This window comes from Methylobacterium sp. Leaf88 (assembly GCF_001422795.1).
Taxonomy (GTDB): Bacteria; Pseudomonadota; Alphaproteobacteria; order Rhizobiales; family Beijerinckiaceae; genus Methylobacterium.
In genome coordinates this window covers 44,875-60,935 of sequence record NZ_LMMK01000007.1, presented here as the reverse complement: position 1 = coordinate 60,935, position 16,061 = coordinate 44,875, and the positions used below count along the sequence as shown (strand labels likewise).

Annotated in this window: 16 protein-coding genes; 13 read left to right on the top strand and 3 right to left on the bottom strand. The window is 66.4% G+C overall.

Annotated elements, in window-relative coordinates; genetic code table 11:
• Positions 1-6: 6 nt before the first annotated feature.
• The 12 genes from ASF20_RS04530 to ASF20_RS04470 all read left to right on the top strand — a co-directional run bounded on the left by ASF20_RS04530 (position 7) and on the right by ASF20_RS04470 (position 10,999).
• Positions 7-561, top strand: a complete 555-nt coding sequence (locus tag ASF20_RS04530) for an SLATT domain-containing protein (RefSeq protein WP_056271343.1) — start codon at positions 7-9, stop codon at positions 559-561.
• Entirely contained in the window at positions 561-2,099 is a 1,539-nt protein-coding gene (locus ASF20_RS04525; RefSeq protein WP_056271340.1) for a nucleotidyltransferase, read from the top strand. Before ASF20_RS04530 ends, ASF20_RS04525 begins: the two co-directional genes overlap by 1 nt.
• 483 nt (positions 2,100-2,582) lie before the next feature.
• Positions 2,583-2,855: a hypothetical protein gene (locus ASF20_RS04520; protein ID WP_056271337.1), complete on the top strand. Its 273-nt coding sequence runs from the start codon at positions 2,583-2,585 to the stop codon at positions 2,853-2,855.
• A 259-nt stretch (positions 2,856-3,114) separates the two neighbouring features.
• A complete protein-coding gene (locus ASF20_RS24395) occupies positions 3,115-3,894 on the top strand; it encodes a hypothetical protein (RefSeq protein ID WP_162242609.1) in 780 nt (259 codons plus the stop codon).
• The gene (locus ASF20_RS23080; protein WP_162242608.1) at positions 3,782-5,122 is read left to right on the top strand and encodes an AAA family ATPase; all 1,341 of its coding nucleotides are present in this window, start codon (positions 3,782-3,784) and stop codon (positions 5,120-5,122) included. The genes ASF20_RS24395 and ASF20_RS23080 overlap by 113 nt, the downstream gene beginning before the upstream one ends.
• On the top strand, positions 5,115-5,366 hold the full coding sequence (locus ASF20_RS04505; protein ID WP_156647956.1) for a hypothetical protein: 252 nt from the start codon (positions 5,115-5,117) through the stop codon (positions 5,364-5,366). Before ASF20_RS23080 ends, ASF20_RS04505 begins: the two co-directional genes overlap by 8 nt.
• Positions 5,367-6,602: 1,236 nt before the next feature.
• Positions 6,603-6,935 carry a hypothetical protein gene (locus ASF20_RS04495; RefSeq protein WP_156647955.1) on the top strand — a complete coding sequence of 111 codons (333 nt, stop codon included), beginning with the start codon at positions 6,603-6,605 and terminating at the stop codon, positions 6,933-6,935.
• Between the two features lie 44 nt (positions 6,936-6,979).
• On the top strand, positions 6,980-8,101 hold the full coding sequence (locus ASF20_RS04490; RefSeq protein ID WP_056271319.1) for a tyrosine-type recombinase/integrase: 1,122 nt from the start codon (positions 6,980-6,982) through the stop codon (positions 8,099-8,101).
• A 93-nt stretch (positions 8,102-8,194) separates the two neighbouring features.
• Positions 8,195-8,785 (top strand): N-acetyltransferase, encoded by a 591-nt coding sequence (locus tag ASF20_RS04485; RefSeq protein ID WP_156647954.1) that lies wholly within the window; start codon positions 8,195-8,197, stop codon positions 8,783-8,785.
• Positions 8,786-8,947: 162 nt separating this feature from the next.
• Positions 8,948-9,466, top strand: coding sequence for a hypothetical protein (locus ASF20_RS04480; RefSeq protein WP_056271313.1), 519 nt, complete (start codon positions 8,948-8,950; stop codon positions 9,464-9,466).
• A 69-nt stretch (positions 9,467-9,535) separates the two neighbouring features.
• The gene (locus tag ASF20_RS04475; RefSeq protein WP_244476326.1) at positions 9,536-10,213 is read left to right on the top strand and encodes a hypothetical protein; all 678 of its coding nucleotides are present in this window, start codon (positions 9,536-9,538) and stop codon (positions 10,211-10,213) included.
• 246 nt (positions 10,214-10,459) lie between these two features.
• Entirely contained in the window at positions 10,460-10,999 is a 540-nt protein-coding gene (locus ASF20_RS04470; RefSeq protein ID WP_156647953.1) for a hypothetical protein, read from the top strand.
• Positions 11,000-11,553: 554 nt separating this feature from the next.
• Here ASF20_RS04470 and ASF20_RS04465 read toward each other — a convergent pair.
• The 3 genes from ASF20_RS04465 to ASF20_RS04455 form a co-directional block, all read right to left on the bottom strand.
• Positions 11,554-12,183, bottom strand: a complete 630-nt coding sequence (locus ASF20_RS04465) for a hypothetical protein (RefSeq protein WP_056271308.1) — start codon at positions 12,181-12,183, stop codon at positions 11,554-11,556.
• Positions 12,184-12,409: 226 nt separating this feature from the next.
• Positions 12,410-13,999, bottom strand: coding sequence for a hypothetical protein (locus ASF20_RS04460; protein WP_210166841.1), 1,590 nt, complete (start codon positions 13,997-13,999; stop codon positions 12,410-12,412).
• Positions 14,000-14,151: 152 nt separating this feature from the next.
• The gene (locus tag ASF20_RS04455; protein ID WP_056271303.1) at positions 14,152-14,958 is read right to left on the bottom strand and encodes a hypothetical protein; all 807 of its coding nucleotides are present in this window, start codon (positions 14,956-14,958) and stop codon (positions 14,152-14,154) included.
• 263 nt (positions 14,959-15,221) lie between these two features.
• Here ASF20_RS04455 and ASF20_RS04450 point away from each other — a divergent pair, with 263 nt between their 5' ends.
• On the top strand, positions 15,222-15,881 hold the full coding sequence (locus ASF20_RS04450; RefSeq protein WP_156647952.1) for a hypothetical protein: 660 nt from the start codon (positions 15,222-15,224) through the stop codon (positions 15,879-15,881).
• The last annotated feature ends 180 nt before the right edge of the window (positions 15,882-16,061 follow it).

Sequence of the window (16,061 nt, the reverse complement as noted above, 5' to 3'; positions counted from 1 at the left end):
AAATCCATGGAAGCTTTCACCTCGCTTGAGGACCAGGTCCGGGAGTGCTTCGGGCGGGTGGTCTACACGCACAAAACCCACGAGAAGATGGCCGACAGGTGCGGCGGAACCCTGCGCCACCTCAAACTCGCGCAGATCATCCTTGCGGCGCTCACCGCCTCCGGAGCGACGTCGAGCATCTTCGTCGACCAGCCGGCGCTCAAGATCGCAACAGCGGTCGTATCGTTCTGCACCCTCTGGATTTCCGGCTACACCAAGGGCTTCGATCCAGGGGGCACCGCGCAGAAGCACCGCGACGCCGCCGCCAGCCTCTGGCCGATCCGCGAGTCCTACCTGTCTCTCCTCACCGAGATGCGCATGCGCCGCCTTACCGACGACGAGGCGATCAAGCGCAGGGACGACCTGCAGGCGAAGCTCGCCGCACTCTACAAGGGGGCGCCGCAGACCACTGCCAAGGCTTACGCCGAAGCGCAGAAAGCGCTCCAGCGAAATGAGGATTACACCTTCTCGGACGCCGAGATCGACAAGTTCGTTCCCGCCTCCCTGCGGAAGGGAGTCTGATGTCGAACCGCCGCCATACGGGCGAGGAGTTGATCGAGGACCTGGCGAAGGCCCTCGACATTCCGGCCGAGCGCTACGCCTCCGCGGACCGCAGCTACAAGTCGGTCTGCGCTTGGTTGGAGCGGCCAGGCTCCCGCTTCGAGCATGTCCATATCGACGCCTACACGCAGGGGTCCTTCCGGCTCGGCACGGCCATACGTCCCCTGAGCGGCGAGGAGGATTACGACCTCGACATCGTCTGCGAGTTCTCCGTCGCCAAGACGTCCCTGACCCAGAAGCAGCTTCACGACCATCTCGGCCACGAGCTCAGGCTCTACGCCGAGCGCCATGGCATGAAGCCGCCCGAGGGATGGCGCAGGTGCTGGACGCTCAACTACGCCGATACGGCGCAATTCCACATGGACGTGCTGCCCGCCGTACCGGACGCGCAGCGGCAACGCCTCTTGCGCGAGGCACGGTCGCTGTCGCTGGCCTTCGTCGAGAAATCCGTCGGCATCACCGACAGCGAGCACGACAACTACCGCGTCCGCTCCGACGATTGGCCCGTTAGCAACCCAAACGGCTATGCGGAGTGGTTTTACGAGCGGATGCGACCGGTCTTCGAGACCCGCCGGCGCGCCATGATGCTCGCCGAGGCCAAGGCCGACGTCGCCCAGATACCGGCCTTCAGGGTGAAGACGCCGCTGCAATCGGCGATCCAAATCCTGAAGCGGCACCGCGATGTAAGGTTCTCGGAGGATTCCGGCGGGCGTCCGACGTCCATCGTCGTCTCGACGTTGGCGGCGCACGCCTACCAGCAGGAAACGACCATCAGCGGGGCGCTGCTCAGCATCCTCACGCGGATGGACCAGTTCGTTATCAGGCGAGGCGACGACTACTGGATCGCCAACCCGTCGGACCCGCGCGAGAATTTCGCCGACATGTGGAGGGACGAACCCGAGCGTAAGGACGCATTCTACGATTGGCTCGAAACCGCCAGGACAGACTTCCGGCAGGCCGCGGAGCAGGACAGCGTGGATGGCTTCATAGAGCGGCTCGCCCCCAGGATGGGACGTCGCTTGGTGGAGGCGGCGGCCTCGTCGAGGCGACCACCGGCCCCGCGGACCGCCCTGGCCGGCTTTGTGGGTCGCACCATGCAGCGCATCCTCGATGCGCCGCACCGTAAGCCCGTGACTTGGCCGACCCTGACCAGGGGAAACGCTCGCATCGCCTCGGCGACCTACCAGCGGCGGGGCTTCCGCCCGTCGGCGTTCTCCAACGACGACGCCGCGCTCCCGAAAGGAGCGGACTTGCGCTTCGTCGCCCAAACCGACGTGCCGAGGCCCTATCGCGTATTCTGGCAGATCGTGAACACCGGTACCGAAGCCACCCGCGCCAGGGGACTTCGCGGCGGCTTCGAAGAGGCGACCGTGTCGAGCGGAACCCTCACTCGCCAGGAGGGCACTTCCTATTCGGGCAACCACAGTATCGAGTGCTTCATTGTGAAGGACGGCTACTGCGTGGCGCGGAGCGGGCCGTTCATCGTCAACATCGCCTGAGCGCACCCCGGCCGGCGCACGCCCCTCGTGCTCGGAAGGTAGCGCAGGCAGGCGCTCGGAAGTCTTCGTAACGCGTAAAGGGGGACGCCCCGCGTTACACGGTCGGCGCGGAGTCACGCTGGAGACGCATCCCGGAAGCTCGCCCGTGCTTGCGCCCAGGTTCTCCTGCGCTGGCGCCTAAGCTTTCGGGCCGGCTGTTCGCGAATCCCTGGCCCTTCCCTGGGGATCCACATGTCGATTGCGGCAAATCACGGATGGACCGGGGTAATCGACCCTGGGCGCGTTGACGACCGCGCCGTAGTTTCCCTTATGTTCACGCGTGCTTCCGGGCCGTCGCCCGCATATCGGAGCTCCTCCGTGTACGTTCCTGGCCGCCTCATACCGGACGCCCGTCCGCTGCCCCAGGGCAGCGCCGCGCTTCCCTTCCACGCGATCCGCGAGGCCTGACCGGCGACACGCCGGCGGCCCGCGCACGAGGCCGCCATGAACCTCCACGACCCCAACCTGTCCCATGACCCCGACCGCCAGGTCGGCGAGGTCTTCCGCCGCCTGTCGTCGCTCAAGGAGCTCGGCGAGGAGGCCTTCGAGCGAGCGGTGCGGGCGGTGCTCGTCACCCTGGGGCGCGCCGCTCACGAGGAGGGTGAGCGCCGCGCCCGGAGGCTGGCCGAGCGCACCGCGCCCCGTTCCGGCGACGTCCGAGTGACTGCGCATGCCCGCCGCCACGGCGACCCAGACGGCTTCGACATCGCCGACTGAGGCTACCGTCCGGCGAACCCCGCATTCCCGAGGCCTGCCCCGGCGCCTGACCTCCCATGCACGGCGCGCCACCGGCGAGCCGTTCGACGAGAGAATCGAGCCGTAGACGACGTGAACGAGGAGAAACCCGTGTTCCCCTTCCCCATAGCGACACCACCCAGCCGGAAACCGGCCGCTCCCGTCGCCAACCCTTCCCGATCACCCCGCGAGGCCTGACCGGCGCGCCACAGCGCGCGGCTGCCTCATGCCGGAGGCCGCCATGTCCAAGCCGAGCAGCAAGCCTACCCGTAAGCCCAAGCCGCCGAGGCGGCTCGCCCTCGCGACCGTCGAGGCCCCGCCGACCGAGGCCGACACGTTCGAGGACTTCCCTCCCGAGCTCGGCGTCGAGAATTTCGGCGCGGCCACAGGGAATTTGCGCGTCACCACGTTGCTGGCGATGGCGATGATCCAGGATGCGATGCGGCCCGTCGACCTCCGGCGCATCGCGAGTGCCCGCGGCCTCGCGGTCGTCGTCGGCGTGCCCGGCCCCGACTGGGTCGATCCAGTCGCGCGCGCACTGCAAAAGGTCGGCGTCTGGAGCGAGGTGATCAAGCGGCACGGTGCGTCACGCAACGAGCGGCCCGATGTCGGATGCGACGGCGTCGCCGAGGCGCTCGGTGCCGGGCATAGCGTGTGCGGGGTAAGCAATGCGCCTGAACGCTACCTTCCCTCGAACCTGGTCGGCTTGGCGGACATCCGCGTGGATCTGCCGTCGCCGAGCCCCCGGGCGCTACGCGCCGCCATCCAACTCGCGACCGGGTCGCGGCCGGGGCCGATCCCGCGCGGCATCGCAACGGGTCTGCCGTTCTCTACGCTGGCCGGCTGCATCCGCCGCGGCAGTTCCGGAAGGTCCTGCGTCCGCCGCGTTCGACCCCGGCGTCGCCGACGTGCGGCCCATCGAGGAATGTCACGGGTACGACGAGGGCGGCTCCAAGGCTTGGGCCCTGGGCCTGATCGCGGCGGTGCAGGAATATCGCGCTGGACTGCGCCCCTGGAGTAGTATCGAAGACAAGAACATCGTGTTGTCAGGCGATCCAGGCGTTGGCAAGTCTTCGTTTGCTCGCAGCTTAGCCAGGTCACTTAGACTGCCACTATTCTCTACAAGCGTTTCATCTTGGTTCGCCTCGACCGGCGGATACCTCAACGAGATCATTCGTCAGGTGGATACCGTCATCGGGCAGGCGTCCGCCGCAGGCCATGCCGTGCTTGTACTTGAGGAAATTGACTCTATTCCGAATAGAGCCACAGTAGACTCTCGTAATAGAGAGTATTGGGTCGCCTTGACGTCGCACATTCTCACAGCCCTGGACTCGACAATGTCCGGAGCGACTTCGTCGCTGATCATCATCGGTGCGACTAAATTCCCGGAGCGACTCGACGAGGCCTTGGTCCGGCCGGGGCGCCTCAACAGGATCGTGCGGATCGGCAGGCCCGATGCGGCGGCCGCCGCGGGCATTCTGAGACAGCACCTGATGGACGACCTGCGGGACGTCGACCTCGGGCCTGTCGCCGCCATCGGCGTCGGGGCGACCGGGGCGGAGATCGCGGGCTGGGCGAAGGGAGCCCGGGCGACGGCCAGGGCCGCCGGCCGGCCCATGACCCACGCCGACCTCGTCGCGCAGGTCGCCCCGCCGGAGACCCGGGACGCAGAGGAGGTCCTGGGCATCGCGCGCCACGAGGCGGCTCATTGCCTGGCGGGCCACCTTACCCAGAGCTCGGACGTGGAAACCGTCTCGACCGTGCCGACCGGCCCTTACGCCGGGTTGACGCGGAGCCGGGTGCGCGTCCGATCCAGCGTCAGGAGGAGCGACCTCGACGACTACGTCGTGACCCTGCTGGCCGGCCGGGCCGCCGACGCCCTCTGGGGCAGCGTCCACAGCGGGTCCGCCGGCCAGCCCGGGTCCGACCTGGCCGCCGCGACCCGGCTCGTCGCCGCCGCCCACGCCTCCTACGGCCTCGGGGACTCGGTCGCGTGGCTCGGCACGGAGGACGAGGCCATGGCCCTCGTGAGGACCAACGATGCCTTCAGGCTCCGCGTGGAGGAAGACCTGACCGTCCTCCAGGAACGCGCGGACGCGCTCGTGCGCGCGCACGCCGGGACCATCGACGCCGTGGCGGCCCGGTTGGTCAGTCGGCGCGTCCTCTCCGGCGACGAGGTCAGGCGCATTATCACCGAGCATGGTGCCAGCCCGATCCCCGCACTTCCCCGGGAGGGCATCGATGCGTGACGTGGACGCCCTGCTCGGCGAGACCGTCGCGGCCCTCGTCCGCGCCGGTCGGGTACTGCATCCGGAATGGCTGGCCGTTCTCCTGGAGCACGTGTCCGGCGAGACCGAGGCGGCCCTGCTGGAGCACGACGCGCGCATGAGGGGCGCCCGTCGTCGCCCGTCCGCCCCCGGCTCCGTCATCGCCTTCCCGGGCAAGGCTCCCGGGGAGGCATCACCCCGGGAGCCCTCCGGCGGCGAGGTCTGAATTGATGGCCGAAAGCCCGTCCGAATTTATCCACAGGGAGCGCCGTGACCCTAACCACCGGCGCGGTCGGCCGCCGGCTTGCTGCTCGGCGAAGAGTCAAGCCGGCACCCGGCCCAGGAAGCACGAAAGGTTAGGGCCGGGTTTCGAGAACGCCGCGCCGCCGAGGGCGCGGCCGGCCAACCCATTGTCCGCAGCTGGTTTTCGTGCGGTGCACGGACACCTCTTTGGGCGCTCCGTGGCTCGCCCCGGAACGTCGCCGGACCGAGGACCGAAGTATCGGGCGGCCCACACCGGGCGGAAAAGTTCCGAGCCGGGCCGGTCAACCGACTAAGCGGCTCTCGGGACTTGTGTTTTTACAGCGAAGTCGCTGGTTCGAGTGGTGACTTGAGACGTGAAACGACTTGAGCGAACACGATGCCACGCCGGGCGGCAAGGTCCTCCGGCCAGGGCCGACGGGACATCTTCCCGCAGGACCGACCGGGGCTAGGCCCCGGCTCAAGAGAAAGCCCCCGACGGGTCTCCCTGTCGAGGGCTTACCGGCCGCGAGGCCAGGACATCCGCCGGCATCCGCCCCCTCGGGGGCTGGCCAGACCAGAACCGGGTGGCTTCCGTGCAGGGAAGCCGCCGCGACAGGGAAGGGCTACCGCAGTGAAGACTCGGCAGCAAGGCTCCGAAACGACCGGGGCAAAGGGATCCACAAGCACCGTCAAGGGCCGGGGAAGGTCGCCCCCCGACGTTCCGACGAGGGCGGAGCATGCGGCCGCCCTCGCGCTCTGGCAGCGAGCCCTCGCCCTCAGCGTGGGAAGCCGGGTGGCCGGCGAGGACGGCTCGCCCCCGAGCCGGATGCTCGACCTGCTTCTCAAGGCGTGCAGGGGGCGCCTCCAGAGGCACCTCTTCCTGCCCCTCCGTCTCGACGACCGGTACCTGAGCCGTATCGTCTCGATGCAGGAGCGCGACCTTCTCCGCCAAGCGGCGAAGGAGACACCCCCCGCGCCTTCGGTCGCGCCGATAGCGCCGAAACGCTGAGACCAACCCACCGTCACCGAAGGTGAACGGCTCGGGCTGCCGCCCGGGCCTGCTCTCCAGCCATGCCTTGAGGGCGGCGGGCACGCCCGCCGCCGGCCACGGTCCAACCAAGGCACCCATTTTCGTCGCCCGTCCGGGCGAGGACCAAACGAGGACAAGACCATGATGATGTTTGAACTCGCCCCGGCGCCGGGGCGTGAAGGGGAAGCCATGTCCGCGTTCGCGGACGGTGACCTCGTCGACATGCTGCAATCGGCCAAGAGCCTGGCCGAGGTGGCCGACATGCTCGGCCTCAGCATCCGGCAGGTTCAGAACCACGTCGACGATGGCTCGCTCGTTGCCGTGGACCTCGGACGCGGAAGCATCCGGAGGGACCTCCGCATCCTCGACGCCGACCTTCAGGGCTTCCTCGTCCGGCGACGGACGTCCGCCGCAAAGGCCGCGACCTTCCAGGACGCCAGGGACGCGCGCCCGAAGCCGCTTCCGGCCCAGCCGACCTTCTCCGAGCGCCGCGCATCGCGGAAGGCCCGGCAAGCCCTCTGACCCTGATCGGGCATCCCGCACACGCAACCGAATTGGAGTACATTATGTCACGAAAGAGCGAGATCAGCGTCTACAAGCCGAAGAACTCGGACGTCTTCCACTGCCGCATCAGCATCGACGGCGACCGCAAGAGCAAGTCGACGGGCTGTGCCAACAAGCGGGACGCCGAGGCGTGGGCGAAGCGCTGGAAGGCGCACCGCCTGAAGAAGGCTGAGGAAAAGGCGGAGAATCCGATTGGTCACATGACCTTCCTCGCGGCGGTCAATCTCTTCATGGAGCAACGCGGCGAAAAGCTGGTCAACGCGCGCGGCCTCGAAACCTTCTTCGACTGGCTCGTCGACGAAATCGGCGAGGAGACGCCCCTGGTGGAGATCACCAGCGAGGTGGTGTCCAAGCTCATCGCCAAGCGCGCGAACCAGTCTCGCTGGGGACGGCCGGACAAGGGCCTGGTCTCGCCGCTCTACGCCCAGCGTGCGGTGGTGGACCGGCTGCAGTCGCTCTGCACCTGGGCGAAGGAACGCTGGGAGGTTCGCCTTCCGCGTGAGCCGAAGTGGTCGAAGCACTACGTGGAGATCGACCCGCGCACACGCTGCATGTCCTACGCGGAGGAGGAGACCATCCTCGCCGTTGCGGGCGATCTGGCACCGCTCCTGGAGTTCACGCTCCTGAGCGGGGTGAGGCGGGCGGACGCCCTCATTCGCTGGTCGCAGGTGGACTGGGACTCTCGGGTCATCAGGATGCGCGTGAAGAACAAGAAGCAGCACGAGGTCAGGATCACCCAGGGCATCAAGGAGGTGCTGGAATCTGTCCGGGGGCACCACGACACCTTTGTGTTCACCTCCACGCACGAATGCCGTGAACGTGCCGGCCAGCGAGTGCCGGTCTGCTACAAGGGCTATGCCTACTTCTTCGAAAAGGTGTGTCGCCGCGCCGGCGTGGAGGGCCTAACCATCCACGACCTCCGGCGGACGGCGGGCGAGCGCATGTACCGGGCGACTGGCGACATCGCCGCGGTTTTAAAGTTCCTGGGCCACGCCAGTATCGAGACGACACGCAAGCACTACGTCCACGTCGTGCTCGACGACGTCGAGGAAAGGCAGATCGCGATGGAGAATGCGCGCAACCAGGCGATGGCGGAGCGCCGCCTGCGCGAAAGCGGCAGCTGAACCGCCGTTGCTCCCATCGACAAGGCCGTCCCTTCGGGGGCGGCCTTTTTTCGTGCCTGCATCCCGCGCTTGATCCTCATTCGACGGGATGGCATGCCGCCGCGCCGCGAACCATATGGCCGATGCACGCCGGTGACGGGCGTGCGACCGCTCGATGTCCGTCGGGCAGCCACGGAGATGGCCATGCCCGAGATGACCGATCCGACGCCCGCGATGGTGTCCTTCGAGGAAGCCTTGACGAACGGGCAGGTCGGCGTCCGGCGGTGCGAGCTTGATAGGGATCTCTACGCCGACGCCGACGCCGTGAACGGCGTGCAGCGCTTTGCCTATGTCAGGCTCGACGGTGCGACCGTAACGACCTTCGTGAACGCCGCGCTCGCCCCGCCCGTTGAGGGGCTTCCGTGCTTCCAGTTCGGCTGCGCCGTCCCGGTGAGCTTCAGGCGCCGTGGGCTTGCCACCTCCACACTGAAGGCGGCCATCGCCGAGATGCGCAACGGTTTCGGGCGCGCCGGCATCGAGGCGTTCTACGTCGAGGGCATCGTCCACGTGGACAATGTCCCGTCCCGCCGCGTCTCGGAACGGGCGATCTCGACCGTCCCCGTCACCGACGCGCCGACCGGTTTGCCGGCGCTGCAGTACCTCCGAAAGATCGAAGCGGAGCGCCTCGGCCGAGGCTCCACCTAGCTGGCATCCATAATGGTAACGCCCGTTAGATCTCGTTACCGGCCGTGGCGTTCTCGCTCAAGCCTTTGCGGCGCAGGCCGCCCCGGTTCGAGATTGGCCAAGGGGTTCTGTCACGCTTCGTGCGTTGAGGGCTGGCAAGGTAAGAACGACGAGGGCGGAACGGTGTACGTCACGAACCTGATGGGGCAGGCGCTGATGCGCATCCTTCGCCCGCGCGCGGCCCGGCGACTGCCCGTGCCGAGGCTTATCGAGAAGCTCCACCGCCTCGCGATAAGCCTGGCCGACAAGAACCCGGCCAAGGGCAAGGTGCCCGCCTTCCACCGGCCGGGGCATCATTACGATGCCGACATCGCCCAGGCGCTGATCGACGACGGGACGATCATGCCTACGACCATGCCGGTGCCCGCGTCACGATATGCTTTCTTGCAGTGGGGCGTCGAATTCCAAGATGGGAGCCTGAGCCAAGGCGCGGGTTCGAACGCCGATCTCATATGGGTTGCCACGATGCCGGCCGAGCGGGTCGCCAAGCCGGTGCTGTTCTTTCAGGAACCGGGAGACCCGGGGCCCAAGATCCTCGATGGGTCGCATCGTCTGATCCGCGCGGTTGTCGATGGCCGCAACACCGTCCAGGTGCTCCGGATCGATACGGCGGACGCTCATCTATTCCTGCAGCCCGGCTGAGGCGGGATGGGTAGAATGCCAATGCGCAGATACGACAGGCCGGGACGCAGCGAGTCCCAGTGGCATGACATGTCGGGGCATCTCGTCCACGTCGTGCGGGGGTGCTCGTCGAGCGAAGCCTACGACAACATCATCTCGATCCTGGCGAGCGGCACGCTCCAGGCTCGTAACCCTTTCGGGGCCGCGAGGCTGGCCGCCCCCGAGGGAGCCACCCAGAACTGCGTCTGCTTCTCGGAGATCCCGGTCGAGTTGATCGGGCGCGTGATCGCGCGCCGGCTGCCGCCCGACCGGTCTGCCTGGCACGGGATAGCATTCACCAAGGAATTCCTTGTCGCGAGGGGCGGCGGGCCAATCATGTACGCGTATGACGGCACGCCGCAATCGGAGGCGCTCGATGCCCTCATTAGGCGTGCCCGGGCTTCCAACGACCCGGCAGCCGATCCGGTCTGGCGTCTGACGCCGTTCGTCGATCTGCCTGGCCGGAGGGGCTCCTACTACTTCGAGTGGGAGCGCGAGTGGCGACACGTCGGAGACCTTGCCTTCGCGCCGGAGGACGTCGCGTTCCTGCTGATGCCGGAGGAGTTCCACGAGGCTGCCAGGGGGTTCTTCGACCAGGCCTATTGGGAGCATACCGGTCCTTCCTACCTCTGCCCCTTCCTCGATGCCTCGTGGACGCGCGAGCGGTGCGAGAGCGAGCTGGCGGCGGGGCCTTTCAGGCGGCATGCCGACGGTACCCGGCGAGGGTGACGGAGATCCGAGGCGTAGGGAAGCGACGGGGCCGCACTATTGGCTGGAGGTGTCCGATGCGCCCGCGGGACGAAGCTCGCTGACGGCTTCGGCCTTTGTGATGTATTCCGCCGTGGTTCGGCACGGTTCGGAAGGGCGAAGAAGGACAATTTGCCAAACTAAATGGCGCGAGGGCCGCTAAGTCTTTGAGAGTGCTCAGCTGCCAACGTCGGGTACAACATCCAGTTCGGCCAGGGCTCGGGCTTCGTGTTCGGCGTCGAGACCGACATCCAGTACGCCGATCTAAATAATCGTCGCCGTGACGGCGGCTTTTATTCCTTGAGCCCGGCCGCTACCGCGGTGGGCCCGAGCGTCGTGTTCGTCGATCCGGCGGGCAACCGCGGCGTCGATTGGTTCGGCACCGTGCGCGGCCGCGTCGGCTACGCCTTCGACCGGTTCATGGTGTACGGCACCGGCGGCTTCGCCTACGGCGGCGGCGGCGAGAGCGACGGCCTGGCCTACGGCCGCTCGAACGAGACCCGCGTCGGCTACGCGGTCGGCGGCGGCGTCGAGTACGCCCTCCCCACCACCTCGTTCCTGAACTTCTTCGGCACCAACGCGGTGACGCTGAAGGTCGAAGGCTTGTACGTCGACCTGGAGCGCGATTCCCGCAAGAGCGGCGGATCGGTCTTCGCGTACGACACCAGCACCAACACCCCGTACCTGGCCTCCGGCCTCAAGCGCCTCGACGACACCCAGTTCGCCGTGGTCCGCGCCGGCCTGAATTACAAGTTCGGGACCTACTAGGACATATATCCTAGACGGTTCAGGCTTGAAATAATAGGCTTGCATCTTGCCTTGGGCTATTCTTTGAGTTGACAGAGACAAGTCAAAATTAGGGAAACGGCGCCGCACTAAACAAGCGGCGCCGTTTTCAATTCAAGCAACGGTGCAAAAATTTATTCGAACAATTTGGGTAAATAGCCGGTGCGATGGGGCTCGTCGAAGAGACGCGCAAAACCCGCATCAGGTGGCCAAAAGCACCGTTCCGGCAGGGTTCGGCACGCTAAGTGGCAAAGAATTGCCATAGCGGCGGGCTCCCCCATGCGGCCTTTCCCAAGGCGTGCGGGCCCGCTTCCCGGCACTCGCCCAGGGACCTGATCGCCCGCCGACCACTTATGCCCGAGTTCCCCGCCACCGGCTCACGAGGTTGCCAATCGATGCGGGAGCTTCGCGTGGATCGATCAAGCGCGGCGCGGCGCCCAGAACCCCCGCGGGCGCGATTGCAATCCCTCGAACGCCGTCGCAGGGGGGTCGCAATCCCGTCCCGAAATGCGCCCTCCGTGGGGCACTCACCCTGCTTAGCCTTGCCGATGGAATTCCGCGTGCTTGCCGCTAATGAAGGGAGCATTGTCGCCCTGAACCGGCGGCCAGCACGCCCACCACCGCGATCCCATATTACGGGCTAGGCCGACGCCTCGTAGCGAGTAGAGGGCGTTCACGAGCCCGTGGCGGAGGCGTTGGGTCTTGCCCATTTCCCCGACCTCCAACTTGGTCGCTCCGTCGTCGCCCGCATTTACCAGCAGCCTCAGAACGGTGGCCACGGCCCAGGCTGCGGTGTCCAGCAACATGGGTGGGGGACCGACCACGGCAGGATCGGCGATTGCCAAGCTGCCGACCTTATCGACCAGCTCCTCGACAAGTGCCCCTTGCTGTTCAATGGCCTTTGTGAGGGAGGCGATGACCTCAATATCGGCCGAGCCCCCGCCCTCGTTCCCGGCTTGTGGCGTGGGGGCCTCCAGCGCCGCGAGGTACGCGGCGACGGCCTCGACGTAGACGTCGCTGATCCTGCAGGCCCGACGCGCCGCCAGCATCCTCACGGCCGCCTGCATCCCCTCCGGGACGTACACCATCGCCTTGACCTTGCCTGCGGATGCCGCGGTCGGTCCCGGGGCCACGTTCGAGGTGGAGATCTTCTGCGGTATGACCATCAAGGGGAATGCCTGGGCTGGCGACTGCAAGCTGTCATGACAACACGTCGTCGATAGTCGATGCCAGGCGACAGGGTGTACGGTCGGCCTACGCAGCTGTCATGCTGTCATGACAGCACGCTATCGTAGAGGTGAGGTCAGGGGTCGGCCGATGACGGGCGGGTCGCACATCCGTGGTCGTGGCATCGAGCCATCCGCACGAACAGTAGCTCTCGAACACCGCGTCCTAGGCTGCCGGAAGAACCTCATCCAACCCAGACACCGCTCTTTCGCGCTCACGGCAGCGTCGCAAGAACTCAGCTAGATTCTCTTCCTGGGCACGGAGCAACTCCTCGTCGGGCACGTCCTCCTGGGGGTCGAACGTCTCGTCCGGGTCGTCCGCCTCGTGGGCGAACGCCTCGTTGCCGGGTATCCGCGCCGCTTCCATTATCCAGGCTTTGCGGAACGACCACATCATGCGCTCCGCCACGCTGATCGCCCATTCGGCGCATTCCCTTGTAAGCACCTTGTCGACCCATGGGCCGGGGGCGAAGGGGTCGAAGTCAAAATGGCCGATGAAGTGGCGCGCATAACCATCCGCTCCGACAACTTCCTCGTTGTCGCCCTTAAAATGCAGAAGCTGGTTCCGGAGGTCGAACAATTTCCTTAATTCTTCCGGCGATGTATCCGGCCTCCAATCGTCTCCGAACAACGCCGCCGGGACAATCCCCCAAAGCTTCAACGTCGGGACCCAGTCCCTATCCTTGTATTCCTTTTGTATGAGTCTCCTAATGAGCGATCCCTTCCATCGCTCGTCATCCCCGTGCCTGATGAAATGGATTACTGAATTCATGAACGCCTCAAGGGCGCTGCACGCTTGCATGACGACCGTGGAAGGCCCGTTGGTCCCTGCGACGTCTTTCGTGATATTGTGCATGGCCTTGGCCGCCTGTATCGCGCGTCCCGACCAATTGGGAAACGCCACGAATTCGTGAACCCCGTCCACGACCCGATGAGAGACCCAACACCTGCATTCGCCGGAAGGCCCCGGCCGCTGCATCAACAAGTCGATGCCGGCGTCGTGTTGCACCCCGGCATATCCAGGCGCGCCGGCCTTCACCCCGTGACCCGTCACGATTGGCCTGATCCTGAACTCGACCGGGGGCGAGGCGTGTTCCCATGCATAAGGTTTCGTGGAGCCGACATCCTGCGATGCCGGCACGGGCGAGGCGTCGAGCGAAGATCCGGCCATCATCGGAAGCGGCTCCGCTTCCCGGGCCGCTCGCGCGGCGTCCTGCCAGGCCCCCAGCGCGGCCTTCACGCGTTTATGGGCCCTGCCGACCCTCGCCGCGAGGTAGCGGTCGCTGCATAGCCCGACGACCGTCTTGGCCCTGGCTGAGATGTTCGTGGCTTCGTCGAGCTTCCCTATCCGCTGTGTCGCGAGCGCGGCCGATAAATGGACCCTGGCCCGGTCCTCGTCCCTTGGCAGGAACTCGGAGACGAACAGGGCCTTCCGGACATACTCCTCAACCGCCGCCGTGCGACCGATACGGACGTAATATCGTGCCAACGCCACGAAGTTCTCGGCGCAGCTTCCCCAATCCCCGGCTTCCCGCCGCAGGTCCGCCGCGACAGCGTGCAGGCCGGCCCCCCTTGCCCTAGCCTCTTCATCTCCGCTACGGGCCGTCCTCCGGGCCTCGTCCGTCAAGGCGACCGCCTGCTTAAGCATGGCAGCTTGCTCGGCGGTGGGATGGTACCTGCCGCGTGGCCTCTCGATCCTCTCGAAGCCGGAAGCGGGAAGCCACTCGCCCGTGACCGGTTTCCTTGGGTCCCGCACGAAGGGCGGTACCTTTGGCTGCACGCGGCCGCGAGGTGCGCGTTCCAGACCCGTCTTCTGCGTCGATCCCGCCATCGTCCGATACCCGGCCCGTCCCCTATGGCGGGGAATTGGACCGGCCGCATGTTACGGAAGGCTGAAGACGGAGGGGCTCACATTCCGAACCCGACGGTGTCCCCGTAATCCTCGTCGCGCTCGTGGACGACGTTCCTGGGCCATAGCGGCATCGGGGGCGCGGCGGGACGTGTCTGGTAGCCGATGTATCCCTGGGCAAAGGGCAGTCCCTCGGTGTTGGCCGAGTCGTACAACAGCATGTTCATGCCGGTCATCGTTCCGGCCAGGACGCGGCAGCCCAGCCTATCCGCGATTGACACCAGCAGCGCCCGGTAGGGCTGATGTACCGGCTTCAGCAGCGCCATGAAGGATTTGTTCGTCGGCGTCGGTATCCCGGTTCCTATCGTCCTGACGCCCCGGTCACAAAACAGGTCCACCCGCAGCCAACCGGCATCGTCGAGCAGCCCATCGAAGCCATGGTCCACCAGATCGTTCATGTCGGGTTCGTTAGCCTCGATGTCTTCCTCCGTTATGTCCTGCGGCTCAGCGAATTCCTCATAGCATCCGGCAGCACGTTCCTGGCCGATCCTCAATTGCACCGCGACGATGGCCGCCGTCTCCGGCAGGGCCAACAGGGCCTCGTACCCAAAGGACGTTCCCTTCGCGATGACGCGACCGTCCCGGTTGACCCAACCGGTCCCGCTCACCGCCAAGGCCCTGAGGATACGAGTATCCGTCGCCATCCCGATCACGGGACGCATGGAGGCCGAGGGTAGGGGAGCAATTCGCGTGATACGGCGGTAGTCCCCAGAGTCCTCCGGAAAATCCCGGCCGTTCTTGAAGCGACGGTCCGCTTCCGAGTCGGGGTGCAGCGACAGTTCGGTGTACGGGATCGGCGCGGCCATGGTTCGAATCCTACGAAGCATCCGAGGGATGATCGAGGGAGGCCGGGAAAGGCACCAGCCGACGCGGCTTGGCACCTCCTGGCTGACGCCATGTCCCGCGTACTGACGGCTTCTTCACGCTTGAAGTCCACGGTCACGGCTCACCCGGGCCGTACCGCATGGTCGATCAGAAACTCCTCGATGAACTCGCCGACGGTCTGGTCGCGGCCGGCGTGCAGGTGACTTATCCGACCCTGGAGGGGGCGTTCCGTGAGCGCAGCCGTTTGACGGCCGGCCGGCCCGCCGGGCATTCCCGACGGGACCTGCAGGGCCCGTTCGACGATTGGAAACGTCGGCGGCGATACCGGCCGCACCTCGCCGCACTCGATCTCGACGAAGGTACGGAAAGGGCCCTCGCGCGGTTCCTCGCGCTCGCTCGTTCGGACAAGCCAATCGACGCCCGCCTTGCCGACGACGATGAGACAGCCACGCGCTCGCAGGTCAATTTCCTCGCAGGCCGCATCGAGGAGACGGTCGCGGCCCTCGCCGCTGAGAACGCCGCCTTGCGAGCCGACATCGCGGCGTTGGCCTCGACCGTGGCGACATTGGTCAAGGGCCGGCCCGAGGGCCGCAAGTCAGGGATCGTGGCCTCCACCTCGCTGCACTTCTGGGACCAGCTGATGCGGGAGTTCGCGGCCAGGATACGCAAGCGGGGTCCGCTCACCGCGGAGGAACTCGATGCGACCATCACGGACGACACGCGGGAGTTCGCCATGCGGAACTTCGAGAGGATCACCCCCGGGGTGATCGCCGGGAAGCTGACGGTCCGAAACGAGCACAACAAGTACATCACGCCCCTGGGGGACGGCCGCTTCGACCTGATCGAGCGCGGCCGTACCTCGAAGCGACAGGCCTCCGGCAACGCGACGGGTCCCGCTCGGTAACGGGTCGGGGGTTCCGTTACCGCCTGCCCAAACCCGGCCTTTCCCTAGGATGTGATTAGTCCGCGCCCGTTCGCCGAAGTCGCTTTTTCCCGGGGATCCCCAGCCTCTTAAGGGTTCGCTGAGCCTGCCTTTGGATCCCCGTTGACTATGCCCGGGTCCCGCGCTTCCGTGCCGACATGC

Bases quoted from the DNA above. Each gene is read 5' to 3' on its own strand.
- ASF20_RS04495 (WP_156647955.1), top strand. From the start codon at position 6,603: ATGTCCGCGTTCGCGGACGGTGACCTCGTCGACATGCTGCAATCGGCC.
- ASF20_RS04525 (WP_056271340.1), top strand. From the start codon at position 561: ATGTCGAACCGCCGCCATACGGGCGAGGAGTTGATCGAGGACCTGGCG.
- ASF20_RS24395 (WP_162242609.1), top strand. From the start codon at position 3,115: ATGTCCAAGCCGAGCAGCAAGCCTACCCGTAAGCCCAAGCCGCCGAGG.
- ASF20_RS04455 (WP_056271303.1), bottom strand. From the start codon at position 14,958: ATGGCCGCGCCGATCCCGTACACCGAACTGTCGCTGCACCCCGACTCG.
- ASF20_RS04465 (WP_056271308.1), bottom strand. From the start codon at position 12,183: ATGGTCATACCGCAGAAGATCTCCACCTCGAACGTGGCCCCGGGACCG.
- ASF20_RS04530 (WP_056271343.1), top strand. From the start codon at position 7: ATGGAAGCTTTCACCTCGCTTGAGGACCAGGTCCGGGAGTGCTTCGGG.
- ASF20_RS04475 (WP_244476326.1), top strand. From the start codon at position 9,536: ATGTCGGGGCATCTCGTCCACGTCGTGCGGGGGTGCTCGTCGAGCGAA.
- ASF20_RS04520 (WP_056271337.1), top strand. From the start codon at position 2,583: ATGAACCTCCACGACCCCAACCTGTCCCATGACCCCGACCGCCAGGTC.
- ASF20_RS04485 (WP_156647954.1), top strand. From the start codon at position 8,195: ATGCCGCCGCGCCGCGAACCATATGGCCGATGCACGCCGGTGACGGGC.
- ASF20_RS04490 (WP_056271319.1), top strand. From the start codon at position 6,980: ATGTCACGAAAGAGCGAGATCAGCGTCTACAAGCCGAAGAACTCGGAC.
- ASF20_RS04505 (WP_156647956.1), top strand. From the start codon at position 5,115: ATGCGTGACGTGGACGCCCTGCTCGGCGAGACCGTCGCGGCCCTCGTC.